The sequence below is a fragment of the Pseudomonas sp. R4-84 genome (assembly GCF_054130985.1).
Genome location: NZ_CP096390.1, coordinates 4,677,498 through 4,698,133, shown reverse-complemented (window position 1 = coordinate 4,698,133; position 20,636 = coordinate 4,677,498). Strand labels below are relative to the sequence as shown.

Below are 20,636 nucleotides of genomic sequence, written 5' to 3'. Positions count from 1 at the left end.
TTTCCTCCAGGTCATTGGGTTGAGAGCAGCGAATGCTGACGCAGGAAATCGGCGGCAACGGCGGAAGGGCTTTCATGATCCACGTCCACGCGGGCATTGAGCTGGCGCATGGTTTCGTCGTCGAACAGTTCGGCCAGGGGCTTGAGTTGCGCAGCCAGTTGAGGGAGCGCGTCAAGGAATGCCTGGCGTACCACCGGCGCGGCGGTGTAGTCGGGGAAGTAATGCTTGTCGTCTTCCAGCAGCTTCAGTTTGAAGGCATTCAGGCGCCCGTCGGTGGTGTACACCAAACCGGCGAAAACCTGGCTGTTGCGCAGCGCCGTGTAGACCAGGCCCGCGTCCATCTGGCGGATGTTCCTGCGGGTCAGGTTCATGCCGTACTGCTCGACCATGCCGGCCAGACCGTCGGAGCGGTTGGCGAACTCGGTGTCCAGGGCCACCAGATGGTTCTCGTCGGCCTCGGCCTGCAACACGGCGTTCAACTGGCTGATGGAATTGATCTGCGGGTACTTCTTCGCGACTTTTTCAGGAAGGGCCAAGGCGTAGGTGTTGCTGAATTTCGACGGAGCAAGCCAGACCAGGCCTTTTTTCGCGTCGAGTTCTTTCACTCGAGCGTAGGATTGGGCGCTGTCGAGTTTTTCGGTGACATGGTTGTAGGCCACCAACGACACGCCGGTGTACTCCCAAAGCAAATCCAATTGCCCGGATTCCTGGGCGCTACGGGCCAGGTTGCTTCCCAGGCCGCCGGTGACTTGCGCGTCGTAACCTTTGTCACGCAGGTATTGCGCGGTGATTTCCGCCAGCAATGTCTGCTCGGTGAATACCCGGGCGCCGAGGCGGATCAGCGGTTTTTCAGCCGCTTGGGCAAACCCTGCGAACAGCAGCAGGCAGCCCAGAATCAAGCTCATCTTCTTCATAACGTTTCCTTTATCCAGCCAGGCTCAGGACGGTCGTAGACCGCGTTCCAGCCAGAGGCGGCTGGCCAGTGTCACCAGCCCGTCGAGCAGCAAAGCGAGCAGGGCGGTGCAGGCTGCGCCGAGCAGCAATTGCGGCTGGTTGTTCAAGGCGATGCCGGGGAAGATCAGGCTGCCAAGGCTGTTGGCGCCGATCAGGAACGCCAGGGGCGCGGTGCCGACGTTGATCGCCAGGGCCACGCGCACCCCGCCGACTATGATTGGCACGGCGTTGGGCAATTCGACTTTCCACAACACCTGGCGCGCAGTCATGCCGATGCCGATAGCGGCTTCCTTGAGGGAACCTTGAACGTTTTTCAGGCCTTCATAGGTGTTGCGCACGATGGGCAATAGTGAGGCGAGGAAGAGGGCGAAGATGGCGGGCCCGTTGCCGATGCCCAGGACGCCTAGGGCGATGGCCAATACGGCCAGGGGGGGCACGGTGTTGCCGATGTTGAACACTTGCATGAAGCGTTCGGCACGCCCGACCATGCCGGGGCGGCTGAGGAGTATGCCGGCTGGGATGCCGACTATCAGGGCCGCCAACATGGATGCCAATACAAGCATCAGGTGCGCTTGCAGGTAAAACAGCAGATCGTCGCGGTAGCGTTGGATCGTATCGATGCCAATCCAGTGGACCAACAGGGCCAGGAGTGCGACGACGAACGCAGCCCCTGTCAGCCCTTTGCCATAGCGGATAGCCACAGGCGGACTCCTTTTTCTTTTAGTCGGCGCACGCTTTGCTCGGGCGGCAAACCATCATGGGATGCCGGGAAAACGTTCGCGAGAAGCAGCTCTTTTCGAGGCGGGTCAAAGGACCGTCGAAGCGAGCCATGGGCGCAGCCTCGTCAGGCTAACTTGCTGATTTTGCAGGCCCCGACGGTTGCTCATATCAGGGTTGTGGACGGCTCCACGCGGCAAAAGGTTCCCATGCTGGGCAGCATTTGGCCACCCTCGATGTGCTCAACGGTTCGGTTCCTGGCCCAAGTTGAGCTATAATCGCCGCCCTTTTTTGAATCACCTGCCAGGCGATTTCCCATGACCAAACAGGCCGCCGAAGTCGCGAAACGCCGCACTTTCGCCATTATTTCCCACCCCGATGCCGGTAAGACCACCATCACCGAAAAGCTCTTGCTGATGGGCAAGGCGATTGCGGTGGCCGGCACGGTGAAATCCCGCAAGTCCGACCGCCATGCCACCTCTGACTGGATGGAGATGGAAAAGCAGCGGGGTATCTCCATTACCACGTCGGTCATGCAGTTCCCGTATCGCGATCACATGATCAACCTGCTCGACACCCCGGGCCACGAAGACTTCTCAGAAGACACCTACCGCACCCTGACCGCGGTGGACTCGGCCTTGATGGTTCTCGACGGCGGTAAGGGCGTCGAGCCACGGACCATCGCGCTGATGGACGTTTGCCGTCTGCGTGACACGCCGATCGTGAGCTTCATCAACAAACTCGACCGCGACATCCGCGACCCGATCGAATTGCTCGACGAGATCGAAGCCGTCCTCAAGATCAAGGCCGCGCCGATCACCTGGCCGATCGGTTGCTATCGCGACTTCAAGGGCGTGTACCACCTGGCCGACGACTACATCATCGTCTACACCCCAGGCCACGGCCATGAACGCACCGAAACCAAGATCATCCAGAAGCTCGACTCCGACGAAGCCCGCGCGCACCTGGGCGATGAGTACGAGCGTTTCGTCGAGCAACTGGAGCTGGTGCAGGGCGCCTGCCATGAGTTCAACCAGCAGGAATTCATCGATGGGCAACTGACCCCGGTGTTCTTCGGGACCGCCCTGGGCAACTTCGGCGTCGACCATGTGCTCGACGCCGTGGTCGACTGGGCCCCGCGCCCGCTGCCGCGCGTTGCCAATGAGCGCACCGTGGAGCCGGTGGAAGAGAAGTTCGCAGGCTTCGTGTTCAAGATCCAGGCGAACATGGACCCCAAGCACCGCGACCGCATTGCCTTCATGCGTATCTGCTCCGGCAAATACGAAAAAGGCATGAAGATGCGCCACGTGCGCACCGGCAAGGACGTGCGTATCGGCGATGCCTTGACCTTCTTCTCCTCGGAACGCGAGCAATTGGAAGAAGCCTTCGCCGGTGACATCATCGGCCTGCACAACCACGGCACCATCCAGATCGGCGACACCTTCACCGAAGGCGAAGTCCTGGGCTTCACCGGCATCCCGCACTTCGCCCCGGAACTGTTCCGCCGCGTGCGCCTGAAGGACCCGCTCAAGTCCAAGCAGTTGCGCCAAGGTTTGCAGCAATTGGCCGAAGAAGGCGCCACCCAGGTGTTCTTCCCGGAGCGCAGCAACGACATCATCCTCGGCGCCGTCGGCGTGCTGCAGTTCGACGTCGTCGCCAGCCGCCTGAAAGAGGAATACAAGGTCGAGTGCTCCTACGAGCCGATCACCGTTTACTCCGCCCGTTGGGTCGAATGCGGCGATAAGAAAAAGCTCGAGGAGTTCTCCAACAAGGCCGTGGAAAACCTTGCGCTGGATGGTGGTGGGCACTTGACCTACCTGGCGCCAACACGGGTCAACCTGGCGCTGATGGAAGAGCGCTGGCCGGATGTGAAATTCCGCGCGACGCGGGAGCATCACTAAGCGCTGAGCTAGATACCGAAACCTGTGGGAGCGAGCTTGCTCGCGATAGCGGTGGTCAGCCGGCATCTTTTCAGGATGTGCCGGCGTCATCGCGAGCAGGCTCGCTCCCACATTGGTTTTGTGCCCGCCCTTGATCTCCAAGCCACCCACACTGTTTTTGTGCAACTTCTCCATTCTTGATCACCCAAACCCAGGCAATGGGAAACGGCGATCAGCACCTTTTGTAATAAGGTTTATTCAAAACTTGTCTTTACGATGGCGGCATTTCTAGCTGTTTCGGAGCGTCCTATCTTGTGAGCTACTTTGTTCAAAATTAGCTTCCCTTAAGCGCCATCGGGCTCTGCTGTATCCGGATAAAGAAGGAATTGGGCTATGAATAAGCTGCTGCGCATGATGTTTTTGCTGAAAGTTTTGGTGGTGCTTTCCCTCGGCTCAACGGCTGCGTGGGCCGAGTGCGACGAGCATGAGAAACACGCCTCGAGTGGTTCGGTGGTGCAAGGCGAGATGATGCTGGCCGCGACCGATGCGGACGCAGGCGATCCGGACGATGGCGAGGATGATGATGGTTCGCCAATCGATACACCGGATAGCGATGAAGATGCAGAGGGCGATAGCCAGACGTAGATATCCGACATAAAAAACCTCCAGCCCTGGTCGGACTGGAGGTTTTTTTATTGCCCGTGGCGAGGGAGCTTGCTCCCGCTGGGGCGCGTAGCGGCCCTTTTTGGGACTGCTGCGCAGTCCAGCGGGAGCAAGCTCCCTCGCCACAAGTGCTTTTCTGCCTTAAGTGCTTTGCTGCCTTTTAGCCTTTTAGTCTCACGCCGCGCCGTCGAGGAACCGCTCGGCGTAGTGACACGCCACCAACCGGTTATCCAACGGCCGCAACGCCGGTTCTTCGGTCTTGCAGCGCTCGGTCGCGTACGGGCAGCGCTTGTGGAAGGCGCAGCCGGACGGCGGGTTCAACGGGTTGGGCAGTTCGCCGACGATCTTGATCTTCGGCTTGTTCGGGTCCGGGTGGATGGTCGGGGTGGCCGACAGCAGCGCCTGGGTGTACGGGTGCAGCGGGCGGCTGTAGATGGACTCGTTGGGGCCCATTTCCACTGGGCGGCCGAGGTACATCACCATCACGTCATCGGCGACGTGCTGCACCACCGCCAGGTTGTGGGAAATGAACACGTAGGCGGTGTTGAATTCCTGTTGCAGGTCCATGAACAGGTTCAGCACCTGGGCCTGGATCGATACGTCCAGCGCCGAGGTCGGTTCGTCCGCCACCAGCACCTTGGGTTGCAGCATCATGGCGCGGGCCAGGGCGATGCGCTGGCGCTGGCCGCCGGAGAACATGTGCGGGTAGCGCTGGTAATGCTCGGGACGCAAGCCCACCTGCTTCATCATCGCCTGGACTTTCTCACGCCGCTCGGTGGCCGACAGGTTGGTGTTGATCAGCAACGGCTCGGCCAGTTGATCACCGATTTTCTGCCGCGGGTTGAGGGACGCATACGGGCTCTGGAACACCATCTGCACGTCTTTACGCAGTTGCTTGCGTTCGGCCTTGTTGGCGCCGGCCACTTCCTGACCGGCGATTTTCAAGGAGCCCGCGGACGGCTCTTCGATCAGCGTCAGAGCCCGGGCGAGGGTGGATTTGCCGCAACCGGATTCGCCCACCACGGCCAGGGTCTTGCCGGCCTCCAGTTCGAACGACACCCCGTTGAGGGCGCGCACAGTCGCATGGCCCTTGAACATGCCACGGGACACTTCGTAATGACGGGTCAGGTCACGGGCGGTAAGTACGACGGCCATCACGCCACCTCCTGGTTCAACGGGTAGAAGCAGCGGGCGAGGCTGTTGGTTTTCGGATCGAGAGCAGGGCGCTCCTGGCGACAGTTGTCGCGCACATACGGGCAGCGCGGCGACAGCAGGCAGCCTTGCGGACGGTCATAGCGACCGGGAACGATACCCGGCAAGGTCGCCAGGCGCTCGGCGCCCATGCTGTGTTCTGGAATCGCCGCCAGCAGCGCTTCGCTGTATGGGTGGGCGGGAATGTCGAACAACTGAGGCACCTTGCCCACTTCCACGGCTTGGCCGGCGTACATCACGCACACGCGCTGGGCGGTTTCAGCCACGACGGCGAGGTCGTGGGTGATCAGCACCAGGCCCATGTTCTGCTCTTTTTGCAGGGCCAGCAGCAGGTCCATGATCTGCGCCTGGATGGTCACGTCCAGGGCGGTGGTCGGTTCATCGGCAATCAACAACTTCGGCTCGCCGGCAATCGCCATGGCAATCGCCACGCGCTGGCTCATGCCGCCGGACAGTTGGTGCGGGTACGCGTCCATGCGGCTCGCGGCGCCGGGAATTTCAACTTTTTCCAGCAGTTCGATGGCGCGCTTGCGGGCGGCTTTGCCGGACATCTTCAGGTGCAGGCGCAGCACTTCTTCGATCTGGAAACCGACGGTGTAGCTGGGATTGAGCGCGGTCATCGGGTCCTGGAACACCATCGCCAGGTCCTTGCCGACGATCTGCCGACGCTGGCGGTTGCTCAGCTTGAGCATGTTCTTGCCGTCGAAGTTCAGCGCGTCGGCGGTGACGATGCCGGGGTGCTCGATCAGGCCCATCAGCGCCATCATGGTCACGGATTTACCCGAGCCCGATTCGCCGACGATCGCCAGGACTTCGCCTTTGTCCACGCTCAGGTCCAGGCCGTCGACCACCGGCACGGCGGTGGCGTCGCCGAAGCGGACGTTGAGATTCTTGATTTCTAGCAGTGACATGGGAATCTCCTCAGGCGGCATTCTTGAGTTTCGGGTCCAGCGCATCGCGCAGCCCGTCGCCCATCAGGTTGATTGCCAGCACGCTGAGCAAAATGGTCAAGCCAGGCAGGCTCACGACCCACCAGGCGCGTTCGATGTAGTCGCGGGCCGAGGCCAGCATGGTGCCCCATTCAGGGGTTGGCGGCTGCACGCCGAGGCCGAGGAAGCCCAGGGCGGCGGCGTCGAGGATCGCCGAGGAAAAGCTCAGCGTCGCCTGGACGATCAGCGGTGCCATGCAGTTGGGCAGCACGGTGATGAACATCAGGCGCGGCAGGCCGGCACCGGCCAGGCGGGCGGCGGTCACGTAGTCGCGGTTCAGTTCGCCCATCACGGCGGCGCGGGTCAGGCGCACGTAGGATGGCAGCGAGACGATGGCGATGGCGATCACGGTGTTGATCAGGCCTGGGCCGAGGATGGCGACGATCGCCACGGCCAGCAGCAAGGACGGCAGGGCGAGCATGATGTCCATCAGACGCATGATGGTCGGGCCGAGGATGCGCGGGAAGAACCCGGCGAACAGCCCCAGCAGGATGCCCGGGATCAACGACATCACCACCGACGACAAGCCGATCAGCAGCGACAGGCGCGAGCCCTGGATCAGGCGCGACAGCAGGTCGCGGCCCAGTTCGTCGGTGCCCAGCAGGAACTGCATCTGCCCACCTTCCAGCCAGGCCGGTGGCGTCAGCAGGAAGTCACGGTATTGCTCGCTCGGGTCATGAGGCGCGACCCACGGAGCGAAGATCGCGCAGAACACGATCAGGATCATGAACATCAGCCCGGCGACGGCGCCCTTGTTGCGGGAAAACGCTTGCCAGAATTCTTTGTAAGGGGACGGGTACAGCAGGCTTTGATCGACTGCTACCGCGGTAGTTGGAGTACTCATGGTCTTGATCTCAGCGCTGGTGACGGATACGTGGGTTGGCAAAGCCGTAGAGGATGTCCACGACGAAGTTGACCAGAATCACCAGGCAGGCGATTAACAGGATGCCGTTCTGCACCACGGGATAGTCCCGGGCGCCGATGGCTTCGATCAACCACTTGCCGATGCCCGGCCAGGAGAAGATCGTTTCGGTCAGGACCGCGCCGGCCAGCAGCGTGCCGACTTGCAGGCCGACCACGGTCAGCACCGGGATCAGCGCGTTGCGCAGGCCATGCACGAACACCACGCGCGACGGCGACAGGCCCTTGGCCTTGGCGGTGCGGATGTAGTCTTCGCGCAGCACTTCGAGCATCGAAGAGCGGGTCATGCGGGCGATCACCGCCAGCGGAATGGTGCCCAGCACGATCGCCGGCAGGATCAGGTGATGCAGCGCATCGAGGAACGCGCCCGGCTCGTCGGCCAGCAGCGTGTCGATCAGCATGAAGCCGGTTTTCGGCTCGATGTCGTAGAGCAGGTCGATCCGCCCCGACACCGGCGTCCAGCCAAGGGACACCGAGAAGAACATGATCAGGATCAGGCCCCACCAGAAGATCGGCATCGAGTATCCCGCGAGGGAGACGCCCATCACCCCATGGTCGAATAGGGATCCTCGCTTGAGTGCCGCGATCACCCCAGCCAGCAGGCCCAGGATACCGGCGAACAACAGGGCGGCCATGGACAGTTCCAGGGTCGCGGGGAACAGGGAGCTGAACTCGGTCCATACGCTTTCACGGGTACGCAGCGATTCGCCGAGATCGCCCTGGGCCAGTTTGCCGATGTAGTCCAGGTATTGGGCATACAGCGGTTTGTTGAGGCCAAGGCGTTCCATTGCCTGTGCATGCATTTCGGGATCGACCCGACGTTCGCCCATCATCACTTCCACGGGGTCGCCGGGGATCATGCGAATCAACGCGAAGGTCAGCAAGGTGATGCCGAAGAACGTGGGGATCAATAATCCCAGTCGGCGGGCAATAAAACTAAACATCTTCAGGTGTACCTCATCAGCCGGTTAGGCGTGCCCTTCGAGGCTTGGGGTCAAGCGTCGAAGGGCGTTTTCTTATCTACTTCACCTGGGTGGTGGCGAAGTTGTTGGTGGTGAGCGGGCTAATCACGTAGCCCTCTACGTTCTTGCGCATTGCCGTGAACATGCGGGTGTGGGCCATGCTGATCCATGGCTGGTCCTGGTTGAAGATCACCTGGGCCTGTTCATAGAGCCTGGCGCGCTCCTCGGGGTTCACTGTGGCGCGTGCCTGGTCGAGCAGCGCCTGGAATTTCTCGTTGCACCAGCGCGCGTAGTTTTCGCCGTTCTTGGCGGCTTCGCAACTGAGCATAGGCGTCAGGAAGTTATCCGGGTCGCCGTTGTCGCCCGCCCATCCGGCGGACACCATGTCGTGCTCGCCGTTTTTCGCGCGCTTGAGCATTTCGCCCCACTCCATCACGCGGATGTCGACCTTGATCCCGACTTTCGCCAGGTCGGCCTGCATCATTTGCGCGCCGAGCATCGGGTTGGGGTTGGTCGGGCCGCCGCCGTTGCGGGTGAACAAGGTAAACACGGTGCCTTCCGGCACGCCGGCTTCCTTGAGCAACTGGCGGGCCTTGTCGAGGTCGCGGGTCGGGTTCTTCAGTTCGTGATTGAAGCCCAGCAGTGTCGGCGGGTACGGGTTAACCGCCACGGTGGCGTTGCCCTTGCCGAACAGGGCGTTGACGTAGGCTTCCTTGTCGAAGGCCAGGTCGATGGCCTTGCGTACACGCACGTCGCTCATGTACTTCTTGCTGGTGTTCAGCGCGGTGTAGGAAACGGTCATCGCGTCCAGCTCGGTGACCTTCAGGTTCGGGTCTTTCTTGATGCTGGGGATGTCATCGGGTTTTGGGTACAGCGCGATCTGACATTCGTTGGTCTTGAGTTTCTGCATGCGCACGTTGTTGTCGGTGGCGATGGCCAATACCAGCGCATCGGCCGGTGGCTTGCCACGGAAGTAGTCCGGGTTGGCCTTGAAGCGAACCTGGGCATCCTTGCTGTAGCGCTGGAACACGAATGGGCCGGTGCCGATCGGCTTGCTGTTGAGGTCGCCGGCCTTGTTGGCCTTGAGCAACTGGTCGGCGTATTCGGCCGGGTAGATCGAAGAGAACGCCATGGCGATGTCGGCCAGGAACGGCGCTTCGCGGCGGGTCAAGGTGAACTTGACCGTGTGCTCGTCGACTTTCTCGACGTTTTTCAGCAGCTCCTTGAAGCCCATGCTTTCAAAGTACGGGAAGCCCACGCTCGACAGTTTATGCCACGGATGATTCGGGTCCAGCTGGCGCTGAAAGCTCCAGACCACGTCGTCGGCGTTCATGTCGCGGGTCGGCTTGAAGTAATCGGTGGTGTGGAACTTGACGCCCTTGCGCAGGTGGAAGGTGTACGTCAGGCCATCGTCGCTGATGTCCCAGGACTCGGCCAAGGCCGGAATCACTTCGGTGGTGCCGGGCTTGAAATCAGCCAGGCGATTGAAAATGGTTTCCGCCACGGCATCGGCGGTGACTGCAGTCGTGTACTGGACCATGTCGAAGCCTTCCGGACTGGCTTCTGTGCAAACCACAAGGGGTTTGGCCGTGGCGCCAACGGCGACACTCAGCAGCGCGGCGGCGATGGCGGCGCGTAGGGGGTTCATGTTCATCGTCAATCCTCTGCAATCGGGTAATTGGCAAAAGACCGGGCGGGCGACCTTGTGAGTCGACCGCCCGGTGGCAGTTTAGAGAATGTTGAACGGGATGGTGGTGACCAGACGGAATTCGTTGATGCTGCCGTCGGCCTGGTTCTCGCTGGCGCGGTGAGCGGTGTAGGTCGCACGAATCGCGGTGGCCTTCAACGGACCGCTCTGCACGGCGTAGGAAGCACCGATGCCGTACTCGTAGTGATGTTCACCGTCCATGGCCTGGACGCCGTCGTAACCCTTGCCAACTACGCCTTTGTTACCGGTGTAGTGAGTGCCATCGATACCCCAGCCGCGGGCTTGGTAGACGTTGAACTTCAGGCCCGGCACGCCGTACTCGGCCATGTTCAAGCCATAGGCGATCTGGAAGGATTTCTCGTTCGGGCCGTTGAAGTCCGACAGCAGAGAGTTGGCCAGGTAGATGCCGTTGGTTTCGTGCAGGTAGTCGAAGTACTCGTCGCCATTGATTTCCTGGTACGAGAAGGTCACGGTATGAGCCTGGTGAGTCAGGCCGAACGACAGCGAGTAAGTATCGTTGTCGATATCGCCCAGCAGGGCAGAACCCGAATCGACGGTCTTATAGTAGTTCAGGCCAGTGGTCAGGCTCAGTACCGAGCTGTCGCCAAGCACGTGGCTGGCGCCGAAGTAGTACTGGTTCCACAGGTCTTCGGCCTGGGTGCCCCACAGGCTGGTGGTCAGGCTGGCGAGCGGCTGGTAAGTGATACCGGCGGTATTTACATGGTCGGCTTCAGCCGAGGAGTTACCGTATTCGGAGCGGAACTTGCGCTGGCTCTGTTCGGTACGAGGCGAGTTGCGATCGAAGGTGCCGATATCGAAAGACAGGTTCTCCAGCTCTTCGCTGTGCAGGCTCACACCTTCGAAGCTCGAAGGCAGGGCACGGTTGCCGATCACATCGACCATCGGGCTGCTGAAATTCTGGCGACCTGCAGTCAGGGTTGTGTTCGAGACACGGGCCTTGACGTTGGCCAGGCCCAGCTTGCTCCACTGGTCGACAGCATCGCCGCCACTCTCAGTCAGGGTACGGTTGTTTCCGCGGCCGCCTCGTCCTGGCTCTGGAGCGCCACCATTGGCCGATGCCAGATTCTTGCGGTCGCGCTCCAGCGCGATAGCGTTGTAGGCAGCCACTTCGGTACTGAAGCCAACAGTGCCCTCGGTGAAGCCCGAGTTGTACTTGATGATGGTGCCTTGCATCCAGTTGATGCGGCGATCAGTTGGAGCCAGGGCGCCGTTCTTCTGATACGAGAATTTTGCGCCACGCTTGAGTTGTTCGTTGGAGTACCAGTTACGGGTACTGCCCTCAAGCTTTTGCCCTTCAATAAAGCCCTTGGCTTCGGATTGAGCGCTGCTGGTCTTGACCGTCACCGGCGTAACAGCCTGGCTCTGGGACTCTGCATAGGCCGTCGCGGTGATGCTGCTGATGGCCAAGGCCAGTATCGCGGTGCTGCTCAGTTTCATCGGTAACGCTCCTTTTTCTTTCTTTTTTATGCCGTTCTTTTTTGGTGATACGGCTATTTGGTTTACAGCTCATTTGCAGCGTGCAAACGTTTGCCTGGCGCCGGATCGGCGAATTACGGCAAGACGTCTGCGTGAGGGCTTCCAGGGAAGCCCTCGCTGTGCGGCGATACGGTTATGGGTTCAGGCTGACGCCCGAGAAGACGTTGCGACCGAAGGGGCTGACTTTGAACCCTTCGACTTTGGCGCTCAGCGGCTGGTTGACCGTCGAGTGGGCAACAGGGGTGATCGGCACTTGCTGCTTGAGCAACTGCTGGGCCTGTTTGTAGAGCACGGTGCGCTTTTCGCGGTCGGTGACGATCTTGGCCTGCTTGATCAGCTTGTCGTAATCCTGGTCACACCACATGGAGTAGTTGTTGCCACCAATGGCGTCACAGCTGTACAGCGTGCCCAGCCAGTTGTCCGGGTCACCGTTGTCGCCGGTCCAGCCGATCAGGCTGATGTCGTGCTCGCCGTTCTTGGTGCGCTTGATGTACTCGCCCCATTCATAGCTGACGATCTTCACTTTCAGGCCGATCTTCGCCCAGTCGGCCTGGAGCATCTCGGCCATCAGCTTGGCGTTGGGGTTGTACGGGCGTTGCACGGGCATGGCCCAGAGGGTGATTTCGGTGCCTTCCTTGACTCCGGCGGCCTTGAGCAGCTCTTTGGCTTTTTCCGGGTTGTAAGGCGTGTCCTTGATGGTCTCGTCGTAGGACCATTGGGTCGGTGGCATGGCGTTCTGCGCCAGTTGCCCCGCGCCCTGGTACACCGCGTTGAGAATCCCTTGCTTGTTCACCGCCATGTCCAGCGCACGGCGCACTTCGACCTGGTCGAAGGGTTTGTGGCGAGTGTTATAAGCGATGTAGCCGAGGTTGAAGCCGGGCTTCTCGATCAACTGCAGCTTGGGATCGTTCTTCAAGGCGGGCACGTCGGCAGGACGCGGATGCAGCGTGACCTGGCATTCGTTGGCCTTGAGTTTCTGCACCCGCACCGACGCATCGGTGTTGATGGAGAAGATCAGGTTTTTCAGCTTCACCCGCTCCGGTGCCCAGTACTTGTCGTTGGCGACGTAGCGAATGTTGGAGTCTTTCTGGTAGCTCTTGAACTCGAACGGCCCGGTGCCGATCGGCTTTTGGTTGATATCGCTCGGCTTGCCGCCCTTGAGCAACTGGTCGGCATATTCAGCCGACAGGATCGAGGCGAAGCTCATAGCGATGTTCTGGATGAACGCGGCGTCGACGCTGTTCAGCGTCATGACTACCGTCAGCGGCCCGGTCTTTTCTACCTTGGCGATGTTCTTGTTCAGGCTCATGCCGTTGAAGTACGGGAACTCAGTGGGGTAGGCCTTGCGGAACGGATGCTGCGGGTCAAGCATGCGGTTGAAGGTGAACAGCACGTCGTCGGCGTTGAAATCCCGGGTCGGCTTGAAGTAATCGGTGGTATGAAACTTCACCCCTTCGCGCAGGTGGAAGGTGTACTTCAAGCCGTCTTCGGAAATGTCCCAGCTTGTTGCCAGGCCCGGGACGACATTGGTCGCGCCTTTTTCAAACTCGGCCAGGCGGTTGTACAGCGGCTCGGCGGCGTCGTTATCAGTGGCGGTGGTGTATTGCGCGGTGTCGAAACCGGCGGGGCTGCCTTCGGAACAGAACACCAGGCTGCCGCCGGCGGCCTGGGCTGCGGATGTGGCGGCCAGCAGGCCGGTGCCCAGCAATGCGGATAAAACCAAGGTTTGGCGCATGACGCTCCCTCTTTCGTTCGGGGTGTTTGTCAGCGAACCGGCGTCCTTCTTCGGGGACAGGTCCGGGGCACTGGGCTCATTCCATTGCGTAAAACAGCGATGCCACAGCATTAGCAAACCGGTAGCCCGACGGTATGAGTCGTGGGCGAGGCGGTAAATGCGTAACGCCTGAAAGACATGTGGGAAAAGGCGATGCCCTCTCGGCTACCGCTGTGTGCGGTGCTTCCAAAGGCAGGCGGTTTCCTTGGGTCTTGGCGGATAGCACAACGGCGACGTTGAAAGCGCCGCCGTTGCCTATCGTTATTTGCTGACGCTGACGCCGTAGAAGGAGTTCAAGCCAAATGGGCTGATCTTGAAGTCCTGCACGTTGGCGCGCATGGGTTGATACACCGTCGAGTGAGCGATAGGTGTCATCGGCACAGCATCCTTGAGGACGTGTTGTGCCTGTTTGTAGAGGTCGGTGCGCTTGGCCTGGTCGGTGGTGCGCTTGGCTTCTTTCACGAGGCCGTCGAACTTCTTGTCACACCATTTGGAAAAGTTGTTGCCTTGCAGCGAGTCGCAGCCGAACAGCACGTTGAGCCAGTTGTCCGGGTCACCGTTGTCACCGCTCCAGCCAATGATCATGGCCTGGTTCTCGCCGCCTTTGGAACGCTTGATGTACTCGCCCCATTCGTAGCTGGTGATCTTGACCTTCAGGCCGATCTTGGACCAGTCATTCTGCAGCATTTCCGCCATCAGTTTGGCGTTCGGGTTGTACGGACGCTGAACCGGCATGGCCCACAGAACGATCTCCGTGCCTTCCTTGACGCCGGCTTCCTTGAGCAGCGCCTTGGCTTTCTCTGGGTCGTATTTGGCATCCTTGATGGTGGTGTCGTAGGACCACTGGGTCGGTGGCATGGCGTTGACCGCCAGCTGGCCCGCTCCTTGGTACACAGAGTCGATGATCTGTTGCTTGTTCACAGCCATGTCCAAGGCTTGACGAACTCGCAGGTCAGCCAGTGGGTTGGGCTTGTCGTCGCCTTTGACCTTGTCCATCACGTTGTAAGCTACATAACCCAGGTTGAAACCCGCCTGGTCAGGCATCTTCAGCGCTTTGTCGTCCTTCAGGGCCTGGAGGTCGGCCGGGCGTGGGAAGAGAGTGATCTGGCACTCGTTCTTCTTCAACTTCTGGATACGCACCGACGGGTCGGTGGTGATGGCGAAGATCAGGTTGTCGATCTTCACGTCTTCAGGCTTCCAGTATTCCTTGTTGCCGGTGTAGCGGATGTTGGAATCTTTCTGGTAGCTCTTGAACACGAACGGGCCGGTGCCGACCGGCTTCTGGTTGATGTCCGGGGCCTTGCCTTCCTTGAGCAGTTGGGCGCCATATTCGGCGGACTGGATCGAGGCGAAGCTCATGGCCATGTTCTGGATGAACGCGGCGTCGACATCTTTGAGGGTGAACTTGACGGTGTGGTCGTCGACTTTATCGATCTTGGTGATGTTGGTGTCCATCCCCATGTCGGTGAAGTACGGGAATTCGGTTGGGTACGCCTTACGGAACGGGTCGTCCTTGTTGATCATCCGATTGAACGTGAACAGCACGTCGTCGGCATTGAATTCACGGGTCGGCTTGAAATACGGGGTGGTGTGGAACTTGACGCCTTCACGCAGGTGGAACGTATAGGTGAGGCCGTCTTCGGAGATGTCCCACTTGGTGGCCAGGCCAGGAATCACGGCGGTGCCGCCGCGCTCAAACTGGGTCAGGCGGTTGAACATGGTTTCTGCAGAGGCATCGAAGTCGGTTCCGGTGGTGTACTGACCGGGGTCGAAACCGGCCGGGCTGCCTTCGGAGCAGAACACCAGGTTAGTCGCGGCGGAAGCGAAAGGAGCGCTGGCTAACAAGCCTGCACCGACTAAAAACGGAATGACCGCGTGTTTAAGCATGTTGGCCTCATGATTTGTTGTCATTTTTGGATTTGAGGGCGACCTCGTGAGTCGTCCTGCGGATACTTATGCAGGCCCCATACCCAATGCAAGATCTAGAGCGGTTTCAACTCTGAAACAGTGGCACGAACGTACCTTAATGTCGCATCTTTGTAACTTTTGACGCATTTGATCGTTTGCGCAGGTTTTTTTGGGGCAAAAGGCGCCCGCTGGCGGTGCGGCGCAGGGCTGCTGCGCACCGCCATGGGGCGGGTTTTACTTGTTCAAACCCACGCCGTAGAAAGGTGTCAGGCCAAACGGGCTGAGTTTGAAATCCACCACTTCCTTGCGTATCGGCTGGAACACCGTTGAGTTGGCAATGGGTGTGATGGGCACCTGCTGCTTGAGGATTTTCTGCGCCTGCTGGTACAGCTCGATCCGTTTTTGCCGGTCGGTCGCGACCTTGGCCTGCTGGATCAACCGGTCATAGGCCGGGTCGCACCACTTGGCGTAGTTGCTGCCCTTGACCGCCGCGCAGCTATAAAGCACGCCGAGCCAGTTGTCCGGATCACCGTTGTCGCCGGTCCAGCCATAGATCATTGCGTCATGCTCGCCGTTCTTGGCGCGCTTGATGTATTCGCCCCATTCGTAGCTGACGATGTTCGCCTTGATACCGATCTTGGCCCAATCCTGCTGGATCATTTGCGCCGACATCCGCGCGTTGGGGTTGGAGGCGCGCTGCACCGTCATCGCCCATAAATCAATGGTTGTACCGGGCGCAACCCCGGCTTCCTTGAGGAGCGCCTTGGCCTTGGTCACGTCATGGGGCGCGTCCTGGATCGCAGGGTCGAACGACCATTGGGCCGGTGGCAAGGCGTTTTGCGCCAGTTGCCCAGCGCTCTGGTACACGGCTTTGATGATCGCTGGCTTGTCGATGGCCATGTCCAGCGCCTGACGGACCTTGAGCTGGTCCAGCGGCGGGTGCGTCACGTTGTAGGCCAGGAAGCCCAGGTTGAAGCCGGGCTGCTTGAGCACCTGCAGGTTCGGGTCTTGCTCCATCACTTCGATATCGGCCGGGCGCGGATAACCGCTGACCTGGCATTCGCCGCGCTTGAGCTTTTGCAGGCGCACGGCGGCGTCCGGGGTGATGGAAAAAATCAGATTGTCGAGCTTCACGTCCTCGGGTTTCCAGTACGCGGTGTTGGCGACGTAGCGGATCTGCGAATCCTTCTGGTAGCGCTTGAACACGAACGGCCCGGTGCCGACGGGTTTCTGGTTCAGGTCGCCGGCCTTGCCTTCCTTCAACAGCTGCGTCGCGTATTCGGCGGATTGCACCGAGGCAAAACTCATCGCCAGGTTCTGCACGAATGCCGCATCGACGTTGTTCAGGCTGAAACGCACGGTGTGCTCGTCGACCTTCTCGACGCTCTTGATCGTGGTGTTCAGGCCCATGTCGGTGAAGTACGGCGATTCGGTGGGGTAGGCCTGGCGGAACGGGTGTTGTGAGTCGAGCAGACGCTGGAAAGTGAACAGCACGTCGTCGGCGTTGAAGTCGCGGCTCGGGGTGAAGAAGTCGGTGGTATGAAATTTCACACCCTCGCGTAGGTGGAAGGTGTAGGCCAGGCCATCGGGGGACACGTCCCAACTGGTCGCCAAACCGGGCTCGACCTCGGTGCCGCCGCGCTTGAACTGGGTGAGGCGGTTGAAGACGGTTTCGGCCGAGGCATCGAAGTCGGTGCCGCTGGTGTATTGGCTTGGGTCGAAGCCGGCGGGGCTGGCTTCGGAGCAGTAGACCAGGGTGGTGGCGGCTTGGGCCATTGGGGCGCTGCTGATCAGGGCCAGCGCGAGCAGGAGGGGCTTGAAGGTGGTTCTGTCCATGAAATCCCTTGGGGGCGGTGAGGTTTTCAGGAGAGTAGCGTTGCGGGTGGGGGTGTTGGAAATATCGAAAAGTGAGGGGGACCGTAGGGTTTGGGTATAGCGTTTCTCCCGGGTCGTACACCTGTCAGGTCTGTGGGAGCAAAGCTGAACTGGTAGTCGACCTGGCTCTCCCGGTCATACCCAATCCATTTGCGGGAGCGAGCCTGCTCGCGAAGGCGGCCCTGTAGCCTGCCTATCTTTTCACGGATGTACCCGATCAGTTGTGTGTGGGTTTGTTCGCGAAGGTCACCTGAAGGCCCAGGTGTGAAGGCTGTACATTTCATGCCTGAGAAAAACATTTTGACTTTTCAAGGATGCCTAATCTTTCGCTGTCCACGTTCCATAAAACGTGGACAGTTCTCTCGTGCTGCTTTTGGAAATGTCAAAACTATTGTGCGACTCCGTTCCGAGAAGACTCCAGCAGAGGTCGAAGCAATATGCCTATGTCCCGCCGACCACCAAACCTGTGGCGAGGGAGCTTGCTCCCGCTGGGGCGCGAAGCGGCCCCAACAGCAGCGACTGCATCCATCTGATACACCTAGGTGTCTGGTTTGGGGCCGCTGCGCAGCCCAGCGGGAGCAAGCTCCCTCGCCACGGAGTTTTTGTCGCTCGGCTTCGGTGGTTCAGTCAGTAAAATTAACTGAACCACCGCCGATCATCACTGCATCAACACCTCAACAACCCCATCCGCCGTCATCGTCACTTTGCTGGTGCCTGCTTCCACTTCCGGCGTGACCGACTCGGCATCCATGGACGCCGCTTTCATCATCATCTGCGGGCGCATGTACGGTTGTGGATAACCGTTGGTGTTGAAGTTCAGGTTGACGATCTTGTAACCCTTGCCGCCCAAGGCTTCGGTGGCGAGTTGGGCGCGGGCCTTGAAGGCGTTGACGGCGTCCTTGAGCAGGGCGTCTTCGCTGGTCTGGCGGGTGGCGGTGGCGATGGCGAAGTCCATGCCGGCCATTTTCATGTCGGTGAGCAATTCGCCGGTGAGTTTGGACAGGGCGGCGAAGTCGGCGCTTTCCAGGCGCAGCTCGGCGCGTTCGCGCCAGCCGGTGATCTTCTGGCCCTTGTTATCGTAGACCGGGTAGCTGTTGCGGCTGCCTTGGCGCAAGTTGATGTCCTTGACCTGCTTGGCCTGGCCAATGGCTTTGTTCAGTGTGGTGCTGACGGTGGCCGCGAGTTTGGCTGGGTCGGTGTTCTGTTCCTCGGTGTAGAGGGTGACGATCATCAGGTCGCGGGCCACTTCCTGGCTGGCTTCGGCGCGCAGGGAAATCTGGTTGTAATGAAGCTCATCGGCGGCCACGGCCGGCAGGCTGGCGACGGTGCCGAGGCTGAGGGCGAGGAGGGCGGCGGGGCGACTGAACGTGTGCATGAAAGCTCCTTGGGATGATGCGCAGGGGTAGGTTCCGGGCCTGCGTGAACGATAAGACTCTAGCGTTTATGGTGCGGTTCGCACAGTTACAACTTCTATACAGATTGCGGCCCAGTGGCTTTTCGTGGCGAGGGAGCTTGCTCCCGCTCGGCTGCGCAGCAGTCGTAATCTTTTGGGCCTGCTGCGCCCGAAGCGTCGGACCGGTCCAGCGGGAGCAAGCTCCCTCGCCACAGGGGGCTATGTAGCGTCCAAAGCTGTGGCGCTTTGCCGCATATCCGCCGCTGCAAGCCCTGCCTTGGTTATACTCCATGCGATCCGCCTGGAGCGCTCATCAGGAGAGCTCATGCTCGCCCCTTTGCAAATGACTTCCGCTTCGCGCCAGAACCTATGGCGCCTGACGTTTATCCGCATTCTGGTCCTCGCAGCCCAGGCCGGCTCGGTGGGGCTTGCCTATTGGTTCGACCTGCTGCCGCTGCCTTGGCTGCAACTGGCAATCACGCTGGTCTTTTCCAGCGTACTTTGCGCGTTGACTGCGATTCGCCTGCGCACCTCATGGCCAGTGACCGAACTTGAATACGCTGTGCAACTGGCCTGCGACCTGTTTATCCACAGCGCGCTGCTGTATTTCTCCGGCGGGTCCACCAATCCTTTCGTCTCTTATTACCTGGTGCCGCTGACCATCGCCGCCGTGACACTGCCGTGGCGTTTTTCGCTGATCCTGTCCGGCATCGCCCTGGCGCTGTACACCTTGTTGCTGGCGCGCTTCTATCCGCTGGAAACCTTCCCCATCGCCCGGGAAAACCTGCAGATCTATGGCATGTGGCTGAGCTTCGCCCTGGCGGCTGCGGTCATCACCTTTTTTGCCGCGCGCATGGCCGAAGAATTGCGTCGCCAGGAAGAGTTGCGGGCGATCCGTCGTGAAGAAGGCCTGCGGGACGAGCAACTGCTGGCCGTGGCGACCCAGGCCGCCGGCGCTGCCCATGAACTGGGCACGCCGCTGGCGACCATGAGCGTGCTGCTCAAGGAAATGCGCCAGGACCATAAAGACCCGGCGTTGCAAGAAGACCTCAGTGTGCTGCAAGACCAGGTCAAGCTCTGCAAGGAAACCCTGCAATACCTGGTGCGCGCCGCCGAGGCCAACCGCCGGCTGGACATCGACATGCAGGCGGTCACGTTCTGGCTCGACGATGCCCTGAACCGTTGGCACCTGATGCGCCCCGAAGCCAGTTATCGCTTCCAGTGCCTGGGCAAGGGCACGGTGCCGCGCATGGCGCCGCCGCCGGACTTGACCCAGGCCTTGCTGAACCTGCTGAACAATGCCGCCGACGCCTGCCCGGAAAACTTGGAAGTGGTGCTGGACTGGGACGCCTATGAACTGACGATCTGTATTCGCGATCACGGCGCCGGTGTGCCGCTGGCGATTGCCGAGCAGATCGGCAAACCGTTTTTCACCACCAAGGGCAAGGGTTTCGGCCTGGGCCTGTTTTTGAGCAAGGCCAGCGTGACACGCGCCGGCGGCTCGGTGAAACTCTACCCCCATGAGGAAGGCGGTACGCTCACCGAGCTGCGCCTGCCCCATGCCGACCGAGGAGACGAATATGAGTGACGAGATCCAAGTCGACGGCGAAGAACTGCCGCACCTGCTGCTGGTGGATGACGACGCCACCTTTACCCGCGTCATGGCCCGGGCCATGTCCCGTCGCGGTTTTCGGGTCAGCACCGCCGGTTCCGCCGAAGAGGGCCTGACCATCGCCCAGGCCGACCTGCCGGACTACGCCGCCCTCGACCTGAAAATGGACGGCGACTCCGGCCTGGTGCTGCTGCCCAAGCTGCTGGAGCTGGACCCGGAGATGCGCGTGGTGATCCTCACCGGTTATTCGAGCATTGCCACCGCGGTCGAGGCCATCAAGCGCGGTGCGTGCAACTACCTGTGCAAACCGGCGGATGCCGACGATGTGCTGGCGGCGCTGCTGTCCGAGCACGCCGACCTCGATACCCTGGTGCCGGAAAACCCCATGTCGGTGGATCGCCTGCAATGGGAACACATCCAGCGGGTGCTGACCGAGCACGAAGGCAATATTTCCGCCACGGCTCGTGCCTTGGGCATGCACCGGCGGACCTTGCAGCGCAAATTGCAGAAGCGTCCGGTGCGTCGCTGAACCTGCGCTGAACGAATGCTGTCCCTCTCGCGACAGATCGGG

The 20,636-nt window shown here is 60.5% G+C and carries 16 protein-coding genes; 4 read left to right on the top strand and 12 right to left on the bottom strand.

What is annotated here, in order from left to right:
• Positions 1-11: 11 nt before the first annotated feature.
• Together M1D68_RS21450 and M1D68_RS21445 are read right to left on the bottom strand one after the other, a co-directional pair.
• Positions 12-914: a glycine betaine ABC transporter substrate-binding protein gene (locus M1D68_RS21450; RefSeq protein ID WP_457968260.1), complete on the bottom strand. Its 903-nt coding sequence runs from the start codon at positions 912-914 to the stop codon at positions 12-14.
• Positions 915-938: 24 nt separating this feature from the next.
• Positions 939-1,655 carry an ABC transporter permease gene (locus M1D68_RS21445; protein WP_420765551.1) on the bottom strand — a complete coding sequence of 239 codons (717 nt, stop codon included), beginning with the start codon at positions 1,653-1,655 and terminating at the stop codon, positions 939-941.
• A 333-nt stretch (positions 1,656-1,988) separates the two neighbouring features.
• Between M1D68_RS21445 and M1D68_RS21440 the strand changes: the two genes are divergently transcribed.
• The gene (locus M1D68_RS21440; protein ID WP_457968258.1) at positions 1,989-3,572 is read left to right on the top strand and encodes a peptide chain release factor 3; all 1,584 of its coding nucleotides are present in this window, start codon (positions 1,989-1,991) and stop codon (positions 3,570-3,572) included.
• A gap of 372 nt (positions 3,573-3,944) precedes the next feature.
• Positions 3,945-4,196: a hypothetical protein gene (locus M1D68_RS21435; protein WP_420765549.1), complete on the top strand. Its 252-nt coding sequence runs from the start codon at positions 3,945-3,947 to the stop codon at positions 4,194-4,196.
• 192 nt (positions 4,197-4,388) lie between these two features.
• On the opposite strand, the gene M1D68_RS21430 is transcribed toward M1D68_RS21435, so the two are convergent.
• The 10 genes from M1D68_RS21430 to M1D68_RS21385 all read right to left on the bottom strand — a co-directional run bounded on the left by M1D68_RS21430 (position 4,389) and on the right by M1D68_RS21385 (position 18,435).
• Positions 4,389-5,369 (bottom strand): peptide ABC transporter ATP-binding protein, encoded by a 981-nt coding sequence (locus tag M1D68_RS21430; protein ID WP_030139820.1) that lies wholly within the window; start codon positions 5,367-5,369, stop codon positions 4,389-4,391.
• Positions 5,369-6,337, bottom strand: a complete 969-nt coding sequence (locus tag M1D68_RS21425; protein WP_420765548.1) for an ABC transporter ATP-binding protein — start codon at positions 6,335-6,337, stop codon at positions 5,369-5,371. Before M1D68_RS21425 ends, M1D68_RS21430 begins: the two co-directional genes overlap by 1 nt.
• 10 nt (positions 6,338-6,347) lie before the next feature.
• Entirely contained in the window at positions 6,348-7,259 is a 912-nt protein-coding gene (locus M1D68_RS21420; RefSeq protein WP_186706009.1) for an ABC transporter permease subunit, read from the bottom strand.
• 10 nt (positions 7,260-7,269) lie between these two features.
• A complete protein-coding gene (locus M1D68_RS21415) occupies positions 7,270-8,280 on the bottom strand; it encodes an ABC transporter permease subunit (RefSeq protein WP_063322947.1) in 1,011 nt (336 codons plus the stop codon).
• Between the two features lie 76 nt (positions 8,281-8,356).
• Entirely contained in the window at positions 8,357-9,952 is a 1,596-nt protein-coding gene (locus tag M1D68_RS21410) for an ABC transporter substrate-binding protein (RefSeq protein WP_420765546.1), read from the bottom strand.
• 75 nt (positions 9,953-10,027) lie between these two features.
• Positions 10,028-11,464 carry an OprD family porin gene (locus M1D68_RS21405; protein ID WP_434560673.1) on the bottom strand — a complete coding sequence of 479 codons (1,437 nt, stop codon included), beginning with the start codon at positions 11,462-11,464 and terminating at the stop codon, positions 10,028-10,030.
• Between the two features lie 172 nt (positions 11,465-11,636).
• A complete protein-coding gene (locus M1D68_RS21400; protein ID WP_457968255.1) occupies positions 11,637-13,238 on the bottom strand; it encodes an ABC transporter substrate-binding protein in 1,602 nt (533 codons plus the stop codon).
• 300 nt (positions 13,239-13,538) lie between these two features.
• Positions 13,539-15,164, bottom strand: coding sequence for an ABC transporter substrate-binding protein (locus M1D68_RS21395; protein WP_420765543.1), 1,626 nt, complete (start codon positions 15,162-15,164; stop codon positions 13,539-13,541).
• 255 nt (positions 15,165-15,419) lie between these two features.
• Positions 15,420-17,021 carry an ABC transporter substrate-binding protein gene (locus tag M1D68_RS21390; protein WP_457968253.1) on the bottom strand — a complete coding sequence of 534 codons (1,602 nt, stop codon included), beginning with the start codon at positions 17,019-17,021 and terminating at the stop codon, positions 15,420-15,422.
• Positions 17,022-17,718: 697 nt separating this feature from the next.
• Positions 17,719-18,435, bottom strand: coding sequence for an SIMPL domain-containing protein (locus tag M1D68_RS21385; RefSeq protein ID WP_434607781.1), 717 nt, complete (start codon positions 18,433-18,435; stop codon positions 17,719-17,721).
• Positions 18,436-18,778: 343 nt separating this feature from the next.
• Here M1D68_RS21385 and M1D68_RS21380 point away from each other — a divergent pair, with 343 nt between their 5' ends.
• Entirely contained in the window at positions 18,779-20,041 is a 1,263-nt protein-coding gene (locus M1D68_RS21380) for an ATP-binding protein (protein ID WP_420765538.1), read from the top strand.
• Entirely contained in the window at positions 20,034-20,594 is a 561-nt protein-coding gene (locus M1D68_RS21375; protein WP_003177957.1) for a response regulator transcription factor, read from the top strand. The genes M1D68_RS21380 and M1D68_RS21375 overlap by 8 nt, the downstream gene beginning before the upstream one ends.
• Positions 20,595-20,636: the final 42 nt, after the last annotated feature.